The following is a 15,236-nucleotide window of genomic DNA, read 5'->3' as shown; positions in this document are numbered from 1 at the left end:
GCGGCCCGGGTATCCCGTTTGAACGGGACACCCGGGCCGCGCTGGCGTCAAAAAAAGCTGGGGGCGTGAATTACGCTTTGCTTAATTTGATCTGGCTCACTTCCGCCGTCAGGTAGCCCACCGCAGCACCGAACTTGTCCTTGTAGTTGGCGCGGATCAGGGGATCGAGGGTGGTCTTGACGTTGCCATGGATGCCGCCCCAGTCGCCCGCGTGCTGGAAGTTGCTCATGATGTAGGTCCAGCCATTGATCTCATCGACCGCGTGCAGGCCGGTCGACTCGCCGCCGGCGGGAATCGACATGATGCGCGAGAGGACCTTGGTGTCGACGTGGTAGGCCCACAGGAAGTTGTTGACGTGCTGGCTGCTGTCTTCGCCGATGAACAGGGTGCGCATCTTCTCCGAAAATTTCAGATTGTCGGGGTTGGCGATCCTGGCCGGGTTGGCCGTGTTGCCCAGCGCGTCGGCGGTGATGTCTTCGCCCGTGATCAGGGCCTTGGTGTCGGCCGGCATCCATTCGCTGTCGATGGTGGCGCCCAGCGTGTCCTTCTGGCCACCCTTCAAGTTGAGCATCATGACGGCGCCCGCATTGAGTGCCTTCGGAATTGAAATGCCGTTGCCGACGACGTTCAGGGCGTTGCCGGCCACCATCGACGTCTGGCAGTTCTGCAGGGCTGAGTAGGCGATCTTGTCGTGGATGTTGACGGTGGTGCCTTCCATTTTCGTGAACCCCATCGAGGCGCCCACCAGCGAAGCGTAACGGTGGGTTTCCAGGAACGCCGCGGCCTTCTGCATGTTCGGCTTGACCTTGATCCACTCGATGCGGCCATTGGCGGCCACTTTCGTGAACGTGGCGTCGAGCGGATCGGTGCTGCGCACGTCCATGATGTCGGTGGCCTTGAGGGTATTGGCCAGCTGGCGGATTTCGGCGCTCGAGGCCGAACCGAGCTTGATCCAGGTCAGCGGCGCGGCCGTGGTCGCGGCCGGGTCCAGCGAGAAGCCGGCGCCCACTTTGGCCACGTACAGGCTACCGGCCGACAGGTCCTTGGCGACGTCGGCAATGAACGCGAAATAACCGCTGTTGGTGGCGTCGTCGCCCATGATGACGGTGCGGTTGTCCGGCATCACTTGCACCAGTTCGTGCGAGATGCGGCCCATGCAGTAGTGCTTCTTGATCGACGCGGTGCCGTCGGCATTGACCGTCACTTCCGGCAGGTGGCCGTAGTTGTACGGGTTGGCGGCCGTTTCGCTGCCGTACAGGTTCTTGCTGTAGGTTTTGAACTGGGTCTCGGTGGCGGCCGTGAAGGCGTTCGGCTCGTACTCTTCGCTCGACAGGTGGGTGCCCCATGGCGACAGGCTGGCGCCGCAGGTAATCCACAGGCCGTTGACGGACGAAGTGTCGACGTTGTGGTATTTGACCAGGGTCAGTTTGCCCGTGGTGACGTCCTGGTCGAGCGTGAGCACGGCGATGGGGGACGGCAGATTGCCGTACATGCCCGTCACGCCATCCTGCGCCCAGGTGGCGTATTCGAACTGCACCACGGCGAACACGGTGTTGCCCTTGACCCCGGCCACCTTGGCGTTCGGCACCGTCAGCAGCGAGGTGCCGTCGGGCGAATCGGAAAAATACTGGCGGTTCTTGCCCGGCACGGTGGTGTCGATGATGGGCTGGTTGTTGATGTCGAAATAACCGCCGGCCAGGATGGTGCCGCCGCTGCCGTTGGCCACCAGGTCGCCCGAAATGAAGAAGGGCTGATAGGCCAGCTTGTAGTCGATCTTCGACATGTCGAAGAAGGTGGCGGTCATGGTCGAGCCCACCGAGGTGGTGGCCATGGCGGCCGGATTGGCCAGGGTGGGCGCGGCCATGCCGCTGAAGCTGACGCTGGCAAACGCTGGCGGCGTTGCCACCGGTGGTACTGCCGGGACAACGGCGGCGACGCCGTCGCTGCTGCCACCGCAACCGGCCAGCAGCGCGGCCGAGGACAGGCCTGCCAGCGGCAGCAGGGGGGCGGCGCCAAACAGTTGCAACAGGCGGCGGCGCGAGAGATCGGTAACGGGGTTCATGGTTCACACTCCAGGGTTGACGGGGATGGGGTCGGGAGCGCCAGGCGTTCCAGGTGGCCGCAGTGTAGCCAAGGTTTGTGTCAGGACGATGACGAAGCTGCCGCGGCCGGCGAGGCCGATTTGCCCGCTCGCGCGTGCGATATAATGGCGGCCGAATTCGACTCTCTCCTTGCCATCCCCATGTCCTCAGAAATCCCTCCCAACGGCAACGGCCGCGCCATGCTGTACGATCCCGCCGAACACCGCATCCGCAGCTTCGTCACCCGCGCCGGCCGCCTGTCGGTCGCCCAGGCGCGCGCGCTCGAAGAACTGGGGCCGCAGTTCCTGATCGAATACCGCAAGGCGCCGCTCGAATTTGCCGCTGCCTTCGGCCGCAGCGCCCCCGTGGTGCTCGAGATCGGCTTCGGCATGGGCGCCACCACTTCGCACATCGCCAAGGCCATGCCGGAGACGGATTTTATTGGCGTCGAAGTCCATACCCCGGGTGTGGGCAGCCTGCTCAAGCAGATCGGCGAAGAGGGACTGCGCAATCTGCGCCTGATCCAGCACGATGCCGTCGAAGTGCTCAATCAGATGATCCCGGACGATTCCCTGGCGGGCGTGCACGTGTTCTTTCCGGACCCGTGGCACAAGGCGCGCCACAACAAGCGCCGCCTGCTGCAAACGCCGTTCGTCAAGCTGCTGGCCGAGAAGCTCGCGCCGGGCGGCTACCTGCACTGCGCCACCGACTGGGAAGACTACGCCGTGCAAATGCTCGAGGTGCTGGGCAGCGAGCCGCTGCTGCAAAACAGCGCCGAGGGCTACGCCCCGCAACCGGCCTACCGGCCCCTGACCAAGTTCGAAAACCGTGGCATCAAGCTGGGGCACGGGGTGTGGGATCTGGTGTTTGTCAAAGCGGCCAAGCCGATCGAATAAACGCACCGGCCCGCGTTTGCCGGGCCTGTCACGAGCGCAAAACGGCCTTGACATAGTTCGATGATTAGCTAATAATCGAATTTATGAACACTGTCTTCAAAGCCCTGTCCGACCCCACCCGCCGCACCGTGCTGCAGTTGTTGCAGGCCGGTCCGCTGGGCGCGGGTGAGCTCGCGGCCCACTTCGAGGTCTCGAAGCCGACCATGTCGGCCCACTTTGCCGTGCTGGCCGAGGCGGGGCTGATCGAGGCGGACAAGCAGGGCCGCGCGATTGTCTATCGCCTGAAAATGTCGGTGCTCGAAGAAGCCTTGCTGGGCTTTGCCGCCGTATTCGGCCTGCAGGTGCAGCGCGCAGCCGTTCCAGTACGATCCCCCGCATCACCCCCGCCACCGCCTACCCTCACCCCCTGGGAGAAGCCATGACCACCATCCACGAACGCGCGCACCTGCTGCGCGGCCTGTTGATCGCCGCTGCCCTGCTGCTGGCGACATACGCCCTCAACAGCGCGTCGCCGGCGTATGTCAGCGTCGATTGCGCCACGCGGGTGCTCGGTATCATGATGGGCGCGCTGGTGGTCATGTACGCCAACAGCGCGCCAAAAATCCTCGCGCCCTTGACCTCCGCTTGCAGCGCGGCGACGGCGCAGCGCCTGCGCCGGTTCACCGGTTGGGCGCTGGTACTCGGTGGCCTCGGCTACATGGGTGCCTGGCTGTTCGCCCCCATCACCCACGCCGCCATCATCGGCTTGGTGCTGCTGGGCGTGCCGTTCAGCATGGTGGTGCTGCGCTACCTGCGCGCGCTGCTGCCGCGCTGATCGTACCTGCGCTCCCGCCTTGCGCGCGCGCCCCACGCCAGCACCGCCCCCGTTGCGAACCATGATCCGCATCGGGTTTGCGTATACTGAAAAAGCCCCCCGGCTCTGCCGGGGGGCTTTTTTATCTGACTACATCAAACAAAAGTAGGGTTGTACTTTTGTTTGATGGTCTACGCCATCTCGTTAATGATGGCAACAATCTCGTCGCCATACGACACCAGTTTCTTCTCGCCGACGCCCGTCACGCCGCGCAAGTCGTCGATCGACGAGGGCTTGACCTTGGCGATTTCGCGCAGGGTGGCGTCGACGAAGATGACGTAGGCCGGCACCCCGTGCGCGCGCGCCGTTTCCACGCGCCACCAGCGCAGCTTCTCGAAAATGGCCTGCTCCGATTTCGACAGTTCCATTTCCAGGTGCGGCTTGGCGGCCGTGCCCGCCGCCCGTTTTTGCTTGACGGGCTTCTGGTACTGGCGCAACTGCACTTGCTGGCCCCCTTTGAGCACGGGCCGGGCCGCGTCGGTCAGTTTGAGCGAGCTGTAGACTTCATGGTCGACCGTGACCAGGCCCAGGGCGATGGTCTGGCGCAAGATGGCGCGCCACTCCTGCTCGGTGCGCTCGGCGCCGATGCCGTACACGGACAGCGCATCGTGGTGCCACTGGCTGATGCGCTCGGACGACGCGCCGCGCAGCACGTCGATCACGTGGCCGGCGGCAAAGCGCTGGTCGACCCGGTAAATGGTCGACAACAGTTTTTGCACGGGCACGGTGCCGTCGAAGGACACGGGCGGGATCAGGCAGGTATCGCAATTGCCGCACGGGGTGGCCCGCTCGCCGAAATACTCGAGCAGGCGCACGCGCCGGCAGGTGAGGGTTTCGCACAGGCCCAGCATGGCGTCGAGCTTCATCGACAGCACCCGCTTGAAGCTGTCGTCAGCGTCGGATTCGTCGATCATGCGCCGCTGCAGCACCACGTCCTGCAAGCCGTAGGCCATCCAGGCCGAGGCGGGCATGCCGTCGCGGCCGCCCCGTCCGGTTTCCTGGTAATAGCCTTCGATGCTCTTGGGCAGGTCGAGGTGGCAGACGAAGCGCACGTCGGGCTTGTCGATGCCCATGCCGAAGGCGATGGTGGCGACCATCACGATGTGTTCTTCGCGCAGAAACTTTGCCTGGTTGGCGCTGCGCTTGGCGTATTCCATGCCGGCGTGATAGGGCAGGGCGCGGATGCCGTTTTCGTTGAGGAATTCGGCGGTCTCTTCGACTTTTTTGCGCGACAGGCAGTACACGATGCCGGCGTCGCCCGCGTGCTCGGTGCTGATAAAGTCGAGCAATTGCTTGCGGCCATTCGCCTTTTCCACGATCTGGTAGCGGATGTTCGGGCGATCGAACGAGGAGACGAACTGGCGGGCCTCGCCCAGTTGCAGGCGCAGGGCGATTTCGGCGCGGGTCTGGTGGTCGGCGGTGGCGGTCAGGGCGATGCGCGGCACGTTGGGGAAACGCTCGTGCAGGATCGACAGCTTGATGTATTCGGGGCGGAAATCGTGCCCCCATTGCGAGACGCAGTGGGCCTCGTCGATGGCGAACAGGGCGATGTTGGACGCTTCGAACAGCTCCAGGCAGCGCGGCGTCATCAGGCGTTCGGGCGCCACGTAGACCAGGTCGATGCCGCCCGTGCGCACCAGGCGCTCGATGCGCATCGACTCTTCGTAGGTCTGGGTCGAGTTCAGGAAGGCGGCGCGCACGCCCACCTCGGCGAGGGCGTCGACCTGGTCCTGCATGAGCGCGATCAGGGGCGAGACGACCACGCCGACGCCGTCGCGCAGCAGCGCGGGAATCTGGTAGCACAGCGACTTGCCGCCGCCCGTCGGCATCAGCACCAGGGCGTCGCCGCCGCTGGCGACGTGTTCGACGATGTCGGCCTGCTGTCCCCGGAACGCCGGGTAGCCGAACACGGTGTCGAGGATCTCGAGGGCGCGCGCGCCCAGTTCGGTCACGGTGCCGCTTGCTGTGTCGTTCACTGCGCCCCTGCTCATAGTGTTGTTCAAACCCTTACTCGACCCATTGGACCCACCCGTAATGCGCACTGGCGATGATAACAATGCCGAAGGCGATACGGTACCAGGCGAAGACGGTGAAGTCATGCGAACTGATATACCGCAGCAGCCAGCGCACGCACAGGAAAGCGGACACGAATGCGGCAAAGCCGCCCAGGCCGAACAGGGGCAGATCGGCCATCGACAGCAGGGCGCGTTCCTTGTAGACCGAGTACACGGTCGCCGCCAGCAGGGTGGGAATGGCGAGGAAGAACGAGAATTCCGTGGCTGCCTTGCGCGACAGGCCCAGCATCATGCCGCCGATGATGGTGGCGCCGGAGCGGCTGGTGCCGGGAATGAGGGCAAACGCCTGGGCGCAGCCGACCTTGAGGGCGTCCAGCACCGTCATGTCGTCGACCGAATCGATGCGGGCGACATTGCCGCGCTGCTTGTTGCGCTTTTCCACCCACAGGATGATCAGGCCGCCAACGATGAAGGCCAGCGCCACCGGCACGGGCGCGAACAGGTGCGCCTTGATCATCTTGCTGAAAAACAGGCCCAGCACGGCGGCCGGCAGGAAGGCGACGATCAGGTTAAGCACAAATTTCTGCTGCTTGCGCTCGCCCAGGCCCGTCAGGACGGCGCCGATACGCGCGCGAAACTCCCACATCACGGCAAGAATGGCGCCGGCCTGGATGGCGATATCGAACACCTTGGCGCGTTCGTCGACGAAATTGAGCAGGCTACCGGCAAGAATCAGGTGGCCAGTGGACGAAATCGGCAGGAATTCGGTGAAACCTTCGACCAGGCCCATAACGATGGCTTTGAGCGCGAGAATGAGATCCATGTATGTATTCGTAGGGAGTGAATGAGGATGGGGCAGGAGACGCTACGGTGTAGTGTGTCTTGCAGGCAGCGGGAACCGGGCCGAAGCTTACCACGAGCGGGGCCCCCGTGAGCGCATGGCCGCCCCGTCATGGCCGGGGTTTGCGCACCTGCGGCGACGCGGTATCATCAATGGCGCCATCAGAAACCGTCACGCAGGCAGGGCGCGCCGCACACGGAGACGACGACCATGATCGATGGGGCACACGCCTGGCTGGTGGGGCTGCTGGGCAATAATGTGGATTGGAAGCAGGTGTTACTGGTTGGCATGACGCCCCTGTTCCTGCTCGCCTTCGTGGTCGAGTATGCCGGCGCGCGGCGCCGTGGCCAGCAGGATTGTTTCCGCTGGAAAGAAATTATCGCCAACGTCGCGCTCGGCAGCGCCTATCAGTTGGCTGAAGCGCTGGCCTGGCTGCTGGCCACGGGGGCGATTTTTTCATGGGTGTACCAGCATCGCCTGTTCGACATCCCCGTCAATGGCTGGACCGTGCTGCCCATTTTCGTGATGGTGGAATTTTGCTATTACTGGTTCCACCGCAGTTCGCACCGGGTGCGCTGGTGGTGGGCCGCCCATGTGCCCCACCACAGCGGCGAAACCATGAATTTCACCACCGCCGCCCGCCAGAGCGTCCTGAACGTGCTGGTCGGCACGTTTGTGTTTTATGTGCCGCCGGTGCTGCTGGGGGTGCCGCCGGCGGTGGTGATGTTCATGCTCGCGGTCGACCTGGTGTACCAGTATTTCGTCCACACGGACGCCATCGGCAAGTTGCCCGCCTGGTATGAAGCGTGGTTCGACACGCCATCGAACCACCGCGTGCACCACGGCCGCAACCCCCGCTACATCGACAAGAACTACGGCGGCGTGCTGATCATTTTCGACCGCCTGTTCGGCACCTACGCGGCGGAAGTGGAAAAAGTCGAGTACGGCATCACCGAGCAGATCCGCTCCACCAATTTCCTGATTCTCAATGTGCACGAACTGGTCGACATGCTGCGCGACGTCGCCGCGCCGGGGCCCGTCTGGCAGCGCCTGCAGCACCTGTGGAAGCCACCGGGCTGGCGCCGGCCCGGCCACCAGCCGATCCACACGTGGACGGTGGAACGCATCGATGCGTCCGCGCCGGCCGGCGCCCAGGACGCCCCGCGCGTCCTGTAACGCCGCGCCGGCACGGTTCAGGGGGCGGTAGCGCGTTCCAGGTCCGCCAGCCAGTGCATCGCATACACGCGACTGGTGCCGCACATCTCCGTCGACGGCTGCAAGCCACCGCAAAAGGCGGGCCGCTCCGGTCTGCCAAAAATGCGGCACAGATTGTCGTCCCCTAACTGGATGCAGCGCACGCCAGCCGGCTTACCCTGCGGCATGCCGGGAATCGGGCTGGTGATCGACGGCGCCGTGCAGCAGGCGCCGCAGTCGGGACGGCAGGCGGGTGGGGAGGGGAGCGACATGCGGCACGCTGCGGAGAAAGAGGCGCCAGTATAGCCGTCAGGACGGCTGGCGCGTGCGGCGCGCGCGCACATCGTCATACATGGGCACGCTCGCCAGCGCCAGCAACAGCAAGGCCAGCGGCACCGTCATGGCGTAGCCGGCGAAGCGGAAGCCGTAAGCGCCCGTAAAGGCGCCGCCGACGAAGCAGCCTGCCAGACCCAGCAACAGGAGCAGGTGGGCGCGGTCGGCGCGCACGGGCGGCAATTGCACGTGCCTGCCCGAATGCCAGTAGGCCATGCGGCCCAGCTCGATGCCGATGTCGGTGACGATGCCCGTGATGTGGGTGGTGCGGATTTCCGCGCCCGACAATTTGGTGATCACGGCGTTTTGCAATCCCATGATGAAGCACAGCAACATAATGGTCATCAGCAGGTGCAGCGGGTCCGCGCTATTTAGTTGCGCGCCCGCCACACCGAAGCACAAGAGCAGCACCGCTTCGAACAGCAGGGGCAGCGCGTATTGACTGTGCAACTGGCGGCGCCGGGCGAAGTTGATCATCAGTGCCGAACAGGCGGCGCCGCCGACGAAGGCGGCCAGCGCGGCCAGGCCGGCGGGGATGGCGCCCGTGTGGCCCAGCACGGCGTTGTCGGCAAGGGCCGAGACGATGCCCGTCATGTGCGAGGTGTACTGGTGCACGGCCAGAAAGCCGCCCGCATTGATGGCGCCGGCAATGAAGGCCAGCACCAGCCCCAGTTGCCGGTTGGCGCGCTGGGCGCGCAGGGCGCCGGTCAGGGTTCGGGCAAATTGGACGGGCATGGACTCTCCTCGATGGTTCGAAACCATCATACCGCCCCGGCGCGCCGGCAGACCGGAAGTCGGCCGCAATACGTTGTTGTGAGGCACGTACGACGCGCGCCCGGCCAGCGCCCCCAGGGTTTGCGCGCTTGACGCTGGGCGACCGGCCCGCCTACTATTACTGACCCGGCGTTAATTTAAATTGTCGACGGTCGTGTTGCCGAAAAAGCAGGTCGCCAGCGGCGCTGCTGCGGCCACCTTCATTTACACGCCCGATTAAGCAGGTCCACCGCATGCCATGCCCGTTTGACACCAAGCCGCGCTGGGAGCGCAGAAAAGAGGCGCGGCCGCAGGAAGTGCTGGCGGCGGCGCTCGATCTGTTCGTCGAACGGGGCTTTGCCTCGACCCGGCTGGAAGACGTCGCCAAGTGCGCCGGTGTGTCGAAGGGCACCTTGTACCTGTATTTTGCCAACAAGGAAGAGCTGTTCAAGGCGGTGGTGCGCGCCAGCATCGTGCCCATCATCGGCGAGGCCGAGGAGATCATTGCCCATTTCGACGGCCCCAGCGATGAACTGATGCGTACCGTCATCATGGGCTGGTGGCAGCGCAGCGGCGAATGCAAAACGTCCGGCATCCCCAAACTGATCATGGCCGAAGCGGGCAATTTCCCCGACATCGCCATCTTCTACAAGGAAGAAGTGATTGACCGCGGCAGCAAGATGATCGCCAGCATGCTTGAGCGGGCGATTGCCCGCGGCGAGTTCCGCCAGGTCGACGTTGCCGCCATGACACAGGTGCTGATCGCGCCGATGCTCATGTTGATGACATGGAAACATTCAGTGGGCCCCTGCGAGCAGGCCGCGCTCGACCCCCAGGCCTTCCTGGCGACTTTCCTCGACATGGCCTTGCACGGGCTGACGGCGCCGGCCGCCGGCAGCGGGGCGGTGGCCGCCTGAGTCGCCCGTTCAAGTTCTTGCCATCACGTCGCCCCTATCGGACGTTCAGCCCCTTCAAACTGCAGACTGTCGCAATTTCAGGCGATATGAGATTGCTTGTCGTTAAGATGTTTCTACTGGGGCCGTTCACGATAAAATATCGCATTATCATTTTCCTCACCGAGTCTCCACCATGAATATTGAACAAGCCCGTTTTAACATGATTGAACAGCAGATCCGCCCGTGGAACGTGCTGGACCAGGACGTGCTCGATACGCTGGTGGTGGTCAAGCGCGAACAGTTCGTGCCCGCCGCGGCCCGCGCGCTGGCGTTTGTCGATACTGAAATCCCCCTCGGTGGCGGCCAATTCATGTTCACGCCCAAGCTCGAGGCGCGCATTTTGCAGGAAGTGCAACTGAAAAAGCACGAGACCGCGCTGGAAATTGGCGCTGGCTCCGGCTACATGGCCGCCTTGCTGGCGCACCGGGGCCGTTCCGTGACCACCGTGGAAATCGTGCCTGCCCTTAAAACCATGGCGGAAACCAATCTGGCCAATGCGGGCGTGAGCAATGTCACCGTCGAACTGGGCAATGGCGCGCGCGGCTGGGACCAGGGCGCCCCCTACGATGTGATCGTCATTTCCGGTGCGCTGGAAGTGCTGCCGGAAGCATTTTTGAAACAGATCAAGGTGGGCGGCCGGATCGCCGCGATCATCGGGCAGGCGCCGGTGATGTCATGCAACATCATCACCCGCGTGTCGGAGACGGGGTACGACACCGTCAAAGTGTTCGAAACGAATGTGAATTACCTGGCCGACACGGAAGTGTTGTCCCACTTTACGTTCTGAGAGCGGCGATGCAACACATCACCGCGCCCGAACTGGCTGCCCGACTGCACGATGCGGCGCAAGCGCACCCCCTGTTGCTCGATGTCCGCGAGCAATGGGAATACGATCATTGCCACCTGGACGGTGCGACTTTGATGACGATGAACACGATTCCAGCCCGCATCGACGATCTCGATGAGGATGCCGAAATTGTGTGCATCTGCCATCACGGCGCGCGCAGCATGCAGGTGGCGGCGTTTTTGGAACGCAACGGTTTTACCAAGGTAATAAATTTGACGGGTGGAATACACGCCTGGGCGGTGCAGGTCGACGGCGCCATGCCGACCTACTGATTATTTGATTCCTTAATTATTTGAACTCCACGGAGAGAGCAATGCAGAAACCCCTGATCGCCGCGCTGATTGCCAGCGCATGCCTGTCGCTTGACGCTTGTGCTGCCGACCTGGTCCAGGTCTACCAGCAGGCGCTGGCGAACGATGCGGTGTACGCCAGCGCGCGTGCCTCGCTGGCGGCGGGGCGCGAAAAGGTGCCGCAAGGACGTGCCGGCTTGCTGCCCACCGTGGGCCTGAGCGGCGCACTCTCCCGCAACAACAATGACTCTTCGCCGTACAACGAAGGCACCGTGCTGACCAATCCGCTGACGGGGGCGCAGTCCACGGTGGGCGGCAGCAGCGCCAGCCAGAATTCGAACCAGGTCACGCTGGCGCTGTCGCAGCCCCTGTTTCGCTGGGATCGCTGGGAAAGCTACGAGCAAAGCAAACTGGTGCAGGCGATCACGGAAGCCCAGTTCGCCCAGGCCCAGCAAGACCTGATCACCCGCGTCGCCCAGGCTTACTTCGATGTGCTGGCCGCCCAGGACACGCTGGAGTCGACGCGCGCGCAAAAAACCGCCACCACCGAGCAGCTCGCCTCGGCCAAGCGCAATTTCGAAGTGGGCACCCAGACCATCACCGATACCCACGAGGCGCAGGCGGCCTACGACCTGGTGGTGGCGCAGGAATTTGCCGCCATCAACGACCTGGAAAACAAGAAGAGCGCGCTGCAGGCGATCATCGGCGCCGCCCCCACCGCCCTGGCCACGCTCAAGCCGGGCATCACCCTGGCGCCGCCTCAGCCTGGCGTGATCGATCCCTGGGTGTCGTCGGCGGAAACGCAGAATTACGGCGTGACGGTATCGCAACTGTCGCTCGAGTCGGCCAAGCGCGACATCAAGCGCAACCGCGCCGGCCACTACCCCACCGCCGACCTGGTCGCCACGTCCCAGCGCCTGCACACGGGCGGCGCCACCGCCGGTTCGGGCACCACCACCAGCAATGCCATCGGCGTGCAGTGGAGCATTCCCATCTTCAGCGGCTTCGCCGTGACGAGCCGCGTGCGCGAATCGATCGCGCTGGAAGACAAGGCCCGCAACGACCTGGAAAGCACCAAGCGCAACGCCGCGCTGGCGGCCCGCCAGTCCTTCCTCGGCGTCAACAGTGGCCTGGCGCAAGTGAAAGCGCTGGAAGCGGCGGAAGTGTCGAGCCAGTCGGCGCTCGATTCGAACAAGCTCGGCTACCAAGTGGGCGTGCGGATCAATATCGACGTCCTGAATGCCCAGCGCCAGCTCTATTCGACCCGCCGCGACCTCTCGCGCGCCCGCTACGACACCATCATGAATGGCCTGCGCCTGAAGGCGGCGGCCGGTTCGCTGCGCGAAGCCGACCTGGTGCCGGTGAACGCCTTGCTGGTGCGCTAGGCGCCGTCGCTCATAATAAAAAAACGGGTGCTGCGGCACCCGTTTTTTATTCGACCTTGTACTGTCGACTCACGCCGTCAGGCCAGCGCCGGCCGCGTGGTCTTTGCGCTCGATCAGTTCCACCTTGTAGCCATCCGGATCGGTAATGAATGCGATCACCGTGCTGCCGCCCTTGACGGGGCCCGGTTCGCGGCTGATGTTGCCGCCATTGGCGCGCACGGCGTCGCAGGTAGCGACAATATCGTCGGCGGAAATGGCGATGTGGCCGTAGGCGGTGCCCATCTCGTACTGCGTCTCGCCATAGTTATAGGTGAGCTCGAGTTCGGCGTGATCGGGATTGTTGCCGTAGCCGACAAACGCCAGCGTGTACTTGTACTCGGGGTTGTCGCTGGTGCGCAGCAGCTTCATGCCCAGTACCTTGGTATAAAAATCAATCGAGCGCTGCAGGTCGCCGACCCGCAGCATGGTGTGCAAAATACGCATCAGTATCACCCTTCTAATATGGAAGCTGTAATTCTAGGCCTTTCAGGAACATTACGCTTGCAGCGTCGCGTCCAGCGTGATGGCGGCATTGAGCAGCTTCGAGACGGGGCAATTTGCCTTGGCGTCGCTGGCCGCGGCCTGGAAGGCGGCGTCGGTGGCGCCGGGAATGGTGGCCGTCAAGGCCAGGTGGACGGCGGTGATGGCAAAGCCTTCTCCCTGTTTTTCCAGGGTGACGGTGGCGCGCGTTTCCATGCTGGTCGCCTTCAGGCCTGCTTTTTCCAGCACGCCCGACAGCGCCATGGTGAAGCAGCCTGCGTGGGCCGCGCCGATCAGTTCTTCCGGATTGGTGCCGGGTCCGTCGGCAAAGCGGGCCTTGAAGCCGTACGGCGCCTTGTTCAGCACGCCCGTTTCCGTAGAGATGCTGCCGATGCCTTCCTTGATGCCGCCGCTCCAGAGGGCGCTTGCAGTTTTCTTGATGACCATGGTGTTCTCCTGTGGTGGTTGAGAGGACACGGCCGCCTCAGCGGCCGATGCCCCGGGATTACCTGGCGGCGGGGGTGACGCGCCAGATGACGTTGCCGACATCGTCGGCCATCAGGATGGCGCCGGCCTTGTCGGTGATGACGCCCACGGGACGGCCCCAGGCCTTGCCGTCGGGGCTCAGGAAGCCCGTCAGGATGTCTTGCGGCGGGCCGCTCGGCTTGCCGTCAGCAAACGGCACGAAGGCCAGCTTGTAGCCGGAGGCGGGCTTGCGGTTCCACGAACCGTGCTGGCCCACCAGCGCGCCGTTTTTCAGCTGCGGAAACAGGGTGCCTTCGTAAAACGCCAGGCCCAGCGAGGCCGTGTGGGCGCCCATGGCGAAATCGGGCGCGATCGCCTTGGCCACCAGCTCCGGGTTTTGCGGCTGGATGCGGGCGTCGACGTTCTGGCCGTAATAGCTGTACGGCCATCCGTAGAAGGCGCCTTCCTTGACCGAGGTGATGTAATCGGGCACCAGATCATTGCCCAGTTCGTCACGTTCGTTGACGGCCGTCCACAGCATGCCGCTTTGCGGATTCCATGCCAGGCCGTTCGGATTGCGCAGGCCCGAGGCGAAGATCTTGCCCTTGCCGGTGGCGCGGTCGAATTGCCAGATGGCGGCGCGGCCTTCTTCCTTGTCCATGCCGTTTTCGCCGACATTGCTGTTCGAACCGACGGTGGCGTAGATGAACTTGCCGTCCTTGCTGGCGATGATGTTCTTGGTCCAGTGGTGGTTGATGCCGGCCGGCAGGTCCACCACCTTGGTGGGGGTGGCGGTGATCTTGGTGTCGCCCGTTTTATACGGCACCTTGACGATGGCGTCGGCGTTGGCGATGAACAATTCGTTGCCCACCAGCGTCATGCCGAACGGCGAATTGAGCCCTTCCATGAACACGGTCCGGGTGGTGGCCACGCCCTTGGCGTCGATGCCGCGCAGCAGGGTGATGCGGTTGGGCGAGGCGACGCCCGCGCCGGCTTTTTTCATGGCCATGCCCATCACGGCGGCCTTGATCTGGTGTTTTTCTTTTTCTTCCTTGGCGGGCTTGTTGGTCTCGGCGACGAGGATGTCGCCGTTGGGCAGCAGGTACAGCCAGCGCGGGTGATCGAGGCCGGTGGCGTAGGCGGCCACGCTCATGCCGGTGGCGGCCACCGGCTTGCCGCCGCTGGGCCAGCCGATGGCGGCGGCGATATTGACAGTGGGGATCAGGCTTTTTTCCTGGGCCGGCAGCTGCGGGTTGGGACCGAAGCCGACGGTGTAGGCGGGGGTTTGCGCCAGGGCGGTACCGGCGCAGGCGGCAAGCGCCAGGGTCATCAGGGAGTAGCGGGCGGCTTGCTTCATGGGGTGTTGCCTTTCGAGGTACTGTTATTGTTGTCGTTGTGGCGCATGCCGTCGGCGGCATCGCTTTGTGGCCGGGCCTGCGCCGAAGTGGTGGCGCTGGCGGTATCGATATTGGCGGCGGCGGCCGGCTTGCCGTGCAGGTCGGTGTCAACCAGCCCTTGCGCCAGGTCGGAGGCAGCCTGCTTCATGACGCCGCGCGGTGCGCTGTCCTGGCCGTCGGGCGATTCGTCGCGCTCGTGCGGCATGCGCTTGACCTGATCGTTCTCGATCGGGGCGGCGGTGTTGACCTTGCGGTCCGGTGTTTCTTGGGCCATTGTGCGATTCCTTTCCTTGATCATTGCTTGAATGTTATCGGGCGCGGCGGAAAAGGGTCGCGCAATTGAATCGTCCAGACGGCAACGCGGCCCCGTTGTCGCTCGCCGGCGCCAGAAAAATCGTCGATGGCGGCCGC

17 protein-coding genes are annotated in these 15,236 nt (G+C 64.0%); 8 read left to right on the top strand and 9 right to left on the bottom strand.

Going from position 1 to position 15,236, the window contains the following annotated elements; genetic code table 11:
• Positions 1-70: 70 nt before the first annotated feature.
• Positions 71-2,062: a PhoX family protein gene (locus ACP7EY_RS01620; RefSeq protein WP_426189773.1), complete on the bottom strand. Its 1,992-nt coding sequence runs from the start codon at positions 2,060-2,062 to the stop codon at positions 71-73.
• A 219-nt stretch (positions 2,063-2,281) separates the two neighbouring features.
• Between ACP7EY_RS01620 and trmB the strand changes: the two genes are divergently transcribed.
• From trmB to ACP7EY_RS01605, 3 genes are all read left to right on the top strand, one after another.
• A complete protein-coding gene (gene trmB, locus ACP7EY_RS01615) occupies positions 2,282-2,977 on the top strand; it encodes a tRNA (guanosine(46)-N7)-methyltransferase TrmB (protein ID WP_426190036.1) in 696 nt (231 codons plus the stop codon).
• Between the two features lie 83 nt (positions 2,978-3,060).
• Complete coding sequence (locus ACP7EY_RS01610; protein WP_426189771.1) at positions 3,061-3,399, top strand: autorepressor SdpR family transcription factor; 339 nt, start codon at positions 3,061-3,063, stop codon at positions 3,397-3,399.
• Positions 3,396-3,791, top strand: coding sequence for a hypothetical protein (locus ACP7EY_RS01605; RefSeq protein ID WP_426189769.1), 396 nt, complete (start codon positions 3,396-3,398; stop codon positions 3,789-3,791). The genes ACP7EY_RS01610 and ACP7EY_RS01605 overlap by 4 nt, the downstream gene beginning before the upstream one ends.
• 170 nt (positions 3,792-3,961) lie before the next feature.
• Here the strand turns inward: ACP7EY_RS01605 and recQ are convergent, their stop codons facing one another.
• Together recQ and ACP7EY_RS01595 are read right to left on the bottom strand one after the other, a co-directional pair.
• Positions 3,962-5,806 carry a DNA helicase RecQ gene (gene recQ / locus ACP7EY_RS01600; protein ID WP_426189767.1) on the bottom strand — a complete coding sequence of 615 codons (1,845 nt, stop codon included), beginning with the start codon at positions 5,804-5,806 and terminating at the stop codon, positions 3,962-3,964.
• A gap of 31 nt (positions 5,807-5,837) precedes the next feature.
• The gene (locus ACP7EY_RS01595; protein WP_426189765.1) at positions 5,838-6,668 is read right to left on the bottom strand and encodes an undecaprenyl-diphosphate phosphatase; all 831 of its coding nucleotides are present in this window, start codon (positions 6,666-6,668) and stop codon (positions 5,838-5,840) included.
• A 228-nt stretch (positions 6,669-6,896) separates the two neighbouring features.
• Here ACP7EY_RS01595 and ACP7EY_RS01590 point away from each other — a divergent pair, with 228 nt between their 5' ends.
• The gene (locus tag ACP7EY_RS01590; RefSeq protein ID WP_426189763.1) at positions 6,897-7,862 is read left to right on the top strand and encodes a sterol desaturase family protein; all 966 of its coding nucleotides are present in this window, start codon (positions 6,897-6,899) and stop codon (positions 7,860-7,862) included.
• A gap of 17 nt (positions 7,863-7,879) precedes the next feature.
• Here the strand turns inward: ACP7EY_RS01590 and ACP7EY_RS01585 are convergent, their stop codons facing one another.
• Both ACP7EY_RS01585 and ACP7EY_RS01580 read right to left on the bottom strand, forming a co-directional pair.
• On the bottom strand, positions 7,880-8,152 hold the full coding sequence (locus ACP7EY_RS01585) for a YkgJ family cysteine cluster protein (protein WP_426189761.1): 273 nt from the start codon (positions 8,150-8,152) through the stop codon (positions 7,880-7,882).
• Positions 8,153-8,189: 37 nt separating this feature from the next.
• A complete protein-coding gene (locus ACP7EY_RS01580; RefSeq protein WP_426189759.1) occupies positions 8,190-8,948 on the bottom strand; it encodes a YoaK family protein in 759 nt (252 codons plus the stop codon).
• A gap of 272 nt (positions 8,949-9,220) precedes the next feature.
• Between ACP7EY_RS01580 and ACP7EY_RS01575 the strand changes: the two genes are divergently transcribed.
• The 4 genes from ACP7EY_RS01575 (at position 9,221) to ACP7EY_RS01560 (ending at position 12,444) form a co-directional block, all read left to right on the top strand.
• Complete coding sequence (locus tag ACP7EY_RS01575; protein WP_426189757.1) at positions 9,221-9,883, top strand: TetR/AcrR family transcriptional regulator; 663 nt, start codon at positions 9,221-9,223, stop codon at positions 9,881-9,883.
• A 172-nt stretch (positions 9,884-10,055) separates the two neighbouring features.
• Positions 10,056-10,709, top strand: coding sequence for a protein-L-isoaspartate O-methyltransferase family protein (locus tag ACP7EY_RS01570; RefSeq protein ID WP_426189755.1), 654 nt, complete (start codon positions 10,056-10,058; stop codon positions 10,707-10,709).
• Between the two features lie 8 nt (positions 10,710-10,717).
• Positions 10,718-11,041, top strand: coding sequence for a rhodanese-like domain-containing protein (locus ACP7EY_RS01565; RefSeq protein ID WP_426189753.1), 324 nt, complete (start codon positions 10,718-10,720; stop codon positions 11,039-11,041).
• 41 nt (positions 11,042-11,082) lie between these two features.
• The gene (locus ACP7EY_RS01560) at positions 11,083-12,444 is read left to right on the top strand and encodes a TolC family outer membrane protein (RefSeq protein ID WP_426189751.1); all 1,362 of its coding nucleotides are present in this window, start codon (positions 11,083-11,085) and stop codon (positions 12,442-12,444) included.
• A 69-nt stretch (positions 12,445-12,513) separates the two neighbouring features.
• Here the strand turns inward: ACP7EY_RS01560 and gloA are convergent, their stop codons facing one another.
• From gloA to ACP7EY_RS01540, 4 genes are all read right to left on the bottom strand, one after another.
• Positions 12,514-12,927 carry a lactoylglutathione lyase gene (gloA, locus tag ACP7EY_RS01555; RefSeq protein ID WP_426189749.1) on the bottom strand — a complete coding sequence of 138 codons (414 nt, stop codon included), beginning with the start codon at positions 12,925-12,927 and terminating at the stop codon, positions 12,514-12,516.
• A gap of 51 nt (positions 12,928-12,978) precedes the next feature.
• Entirely contained in the window at positions 12,979-13,404 is a 426-nt protein-coding gene (locus ACP7EY_RS01550; protein WP_426190034.1) for an OsmC family protein, read from the bottom strand.
• Positions 13,405-13,468: 64 nt separating this feature from the next.
• Positions 13,469-14,785, bottom strand: coding sequence for a PQQ-dependent sugar dehydrogenase (locus ACP7EY_RS01545; protein WP_426189747.1), 1,317 nt, complete (start codon positions 14,783-14,785; stop codon positions 13,469-13,471).
• Complete coding sequence (locus ACP7EY_RS01540) at positions 14,782-15,099, bottom strand: hypothetical protein (protein WP_426189745.1); 318 nt, start codon at positions 15,097-15,099, stop codon at positions 14,782-14,784. The genes ACP7EY_RS01545 and ACP7EY_RS01540 overlap by 4 nt, the downstream gene beginning before the upstream one ends.
• Positions 15,100-15,236 lie beyond the last annotated feature (137 nt).

Origin of the sequence: Massilia sp. DWR3-1-1 (assembly GCF_049898325.1) — a bacterium.
Lineage (GTDB): Bacteria > Pseudomonadota > Gammaproteobacteria > Burkholderiales > Burkholderiaceae_D > JAFCUW01.
The sequence above is the reverse complement of the archived record's forward strand: the minus strand, read 5'-3'. Positions and strand labels throughout refer to the sequence as shown.

Excerpts from the sequence above, each read along its gene's own strand:
- ACP7EY_RS01595 (WP_426189765.1), bottom strand. The coding sequence starts at position 6,668 with ATGGATCTCATTCTCGCGCTCAAAGCCATCGTTATGGGCCTGGTCGAA.
- ACP7EY_RS01560 (WP_426189751.1), top strand. The coding sequence starts at position 11,083 with ATGCAGAAACCCCTGATCGCCGCGCTGATTGCCAGCGCATGCCTGTCG.
- ACP7EY_RS01610 (WP_426189771.1), top strand. The coding sequence starts at position 3,061 with ATGAACACTGTCTTCAAAGCCCTGTCCGACCCCACCCGCCGCACCGTG.
- ACP7EY_RS01605 (WP_426189769.1), top strand. The coding sequence starts at position 3,396 with ATGACCACCATCCACGAACGCGCGCACCTGCTGCGCGGCCTGTTGATC.
- ACP7EY_RS01565 (WP_426189753.1), top strand. The coding sequence starts at position 10,718 with ATGCAACACATCACCGCGCCCGAACTGGCTGCCCGACTGCACGATGCG.
- ACP7EY_RS01545 (WP_426189747.1), bottom strand. The coding sequence starts at position 14,785 with ATGAAGCAAGCCGCCCGCTACTCCCTGATGACCCTGGCGCTTGCCGCC.
- ACP7EY_RS01590 (WP_426189763.1), top strand. The coding sequence starts at position 6,897 with ATGATCGATGGGGCACACGCCTGGCTGGTGGGGCTGCTGGGCAATAAT.
- ACP7EY_RS01585 (WP_426189761.1), bottom strand. The coding sequence starts at position 8,152 with ATGTCGCTCCCCTCCCCACCCGCCTGCCGTCCCGACTGCGGCGCCTGC.
- ACP7EY_RS01580 (WP_426189759.1), bottom strand. The coding sequence starts at position 8,948 with ATGCCCGTCCAATTTGCCCGAACCCTGACCGGCGCCCTGCGCGCCCAG.
- ACP7EY_RS01540 (WP_426189745.1), bottom strand. The coding sequence starts at position 15,099 with ATGGCCCAAGAAACACCGGACCGCAAGGTCAACACCGCCGCCCCGATC.
- ACP7EY_RS01620 (WP_426189773.1), bottom strand. The coding sequence starts at position 2,062 with ATGAACCCCGTTACCGATCTCTCGCGCCGCCGCCTGTTGCAACTGTTT.
- trmB (WP_426190036.1), top strand. The coding sequence starts at position 2,282 with ATGCTGTACGATCCCGCCGAACACCGCATCCGCAGCTTCGTCACCCGC.
- gloA (WP_426189749.1), bottom strand. The coding sequence starts at position 12,927 with ATGCGTATTTTGCACACCATGCTGCGGGTCGGCGACCTGCAGCGCTCG.
- ACP7EY_RS01575 (WP_426189757.1), top strand. The coding sequence starts at position 9,221 with ATGCCATGCCCGTTTGACACCAAGCCGCGCTGGGAGCGCAGAAAAGAG.
- ACP7EY_RS01570 (WP_426189755.1), top strand. The coding sequence starts at position 10,056 with ATGAATATTGAACAAGCCCGTTTTAACATGATTGAACAGCAGATCCGC.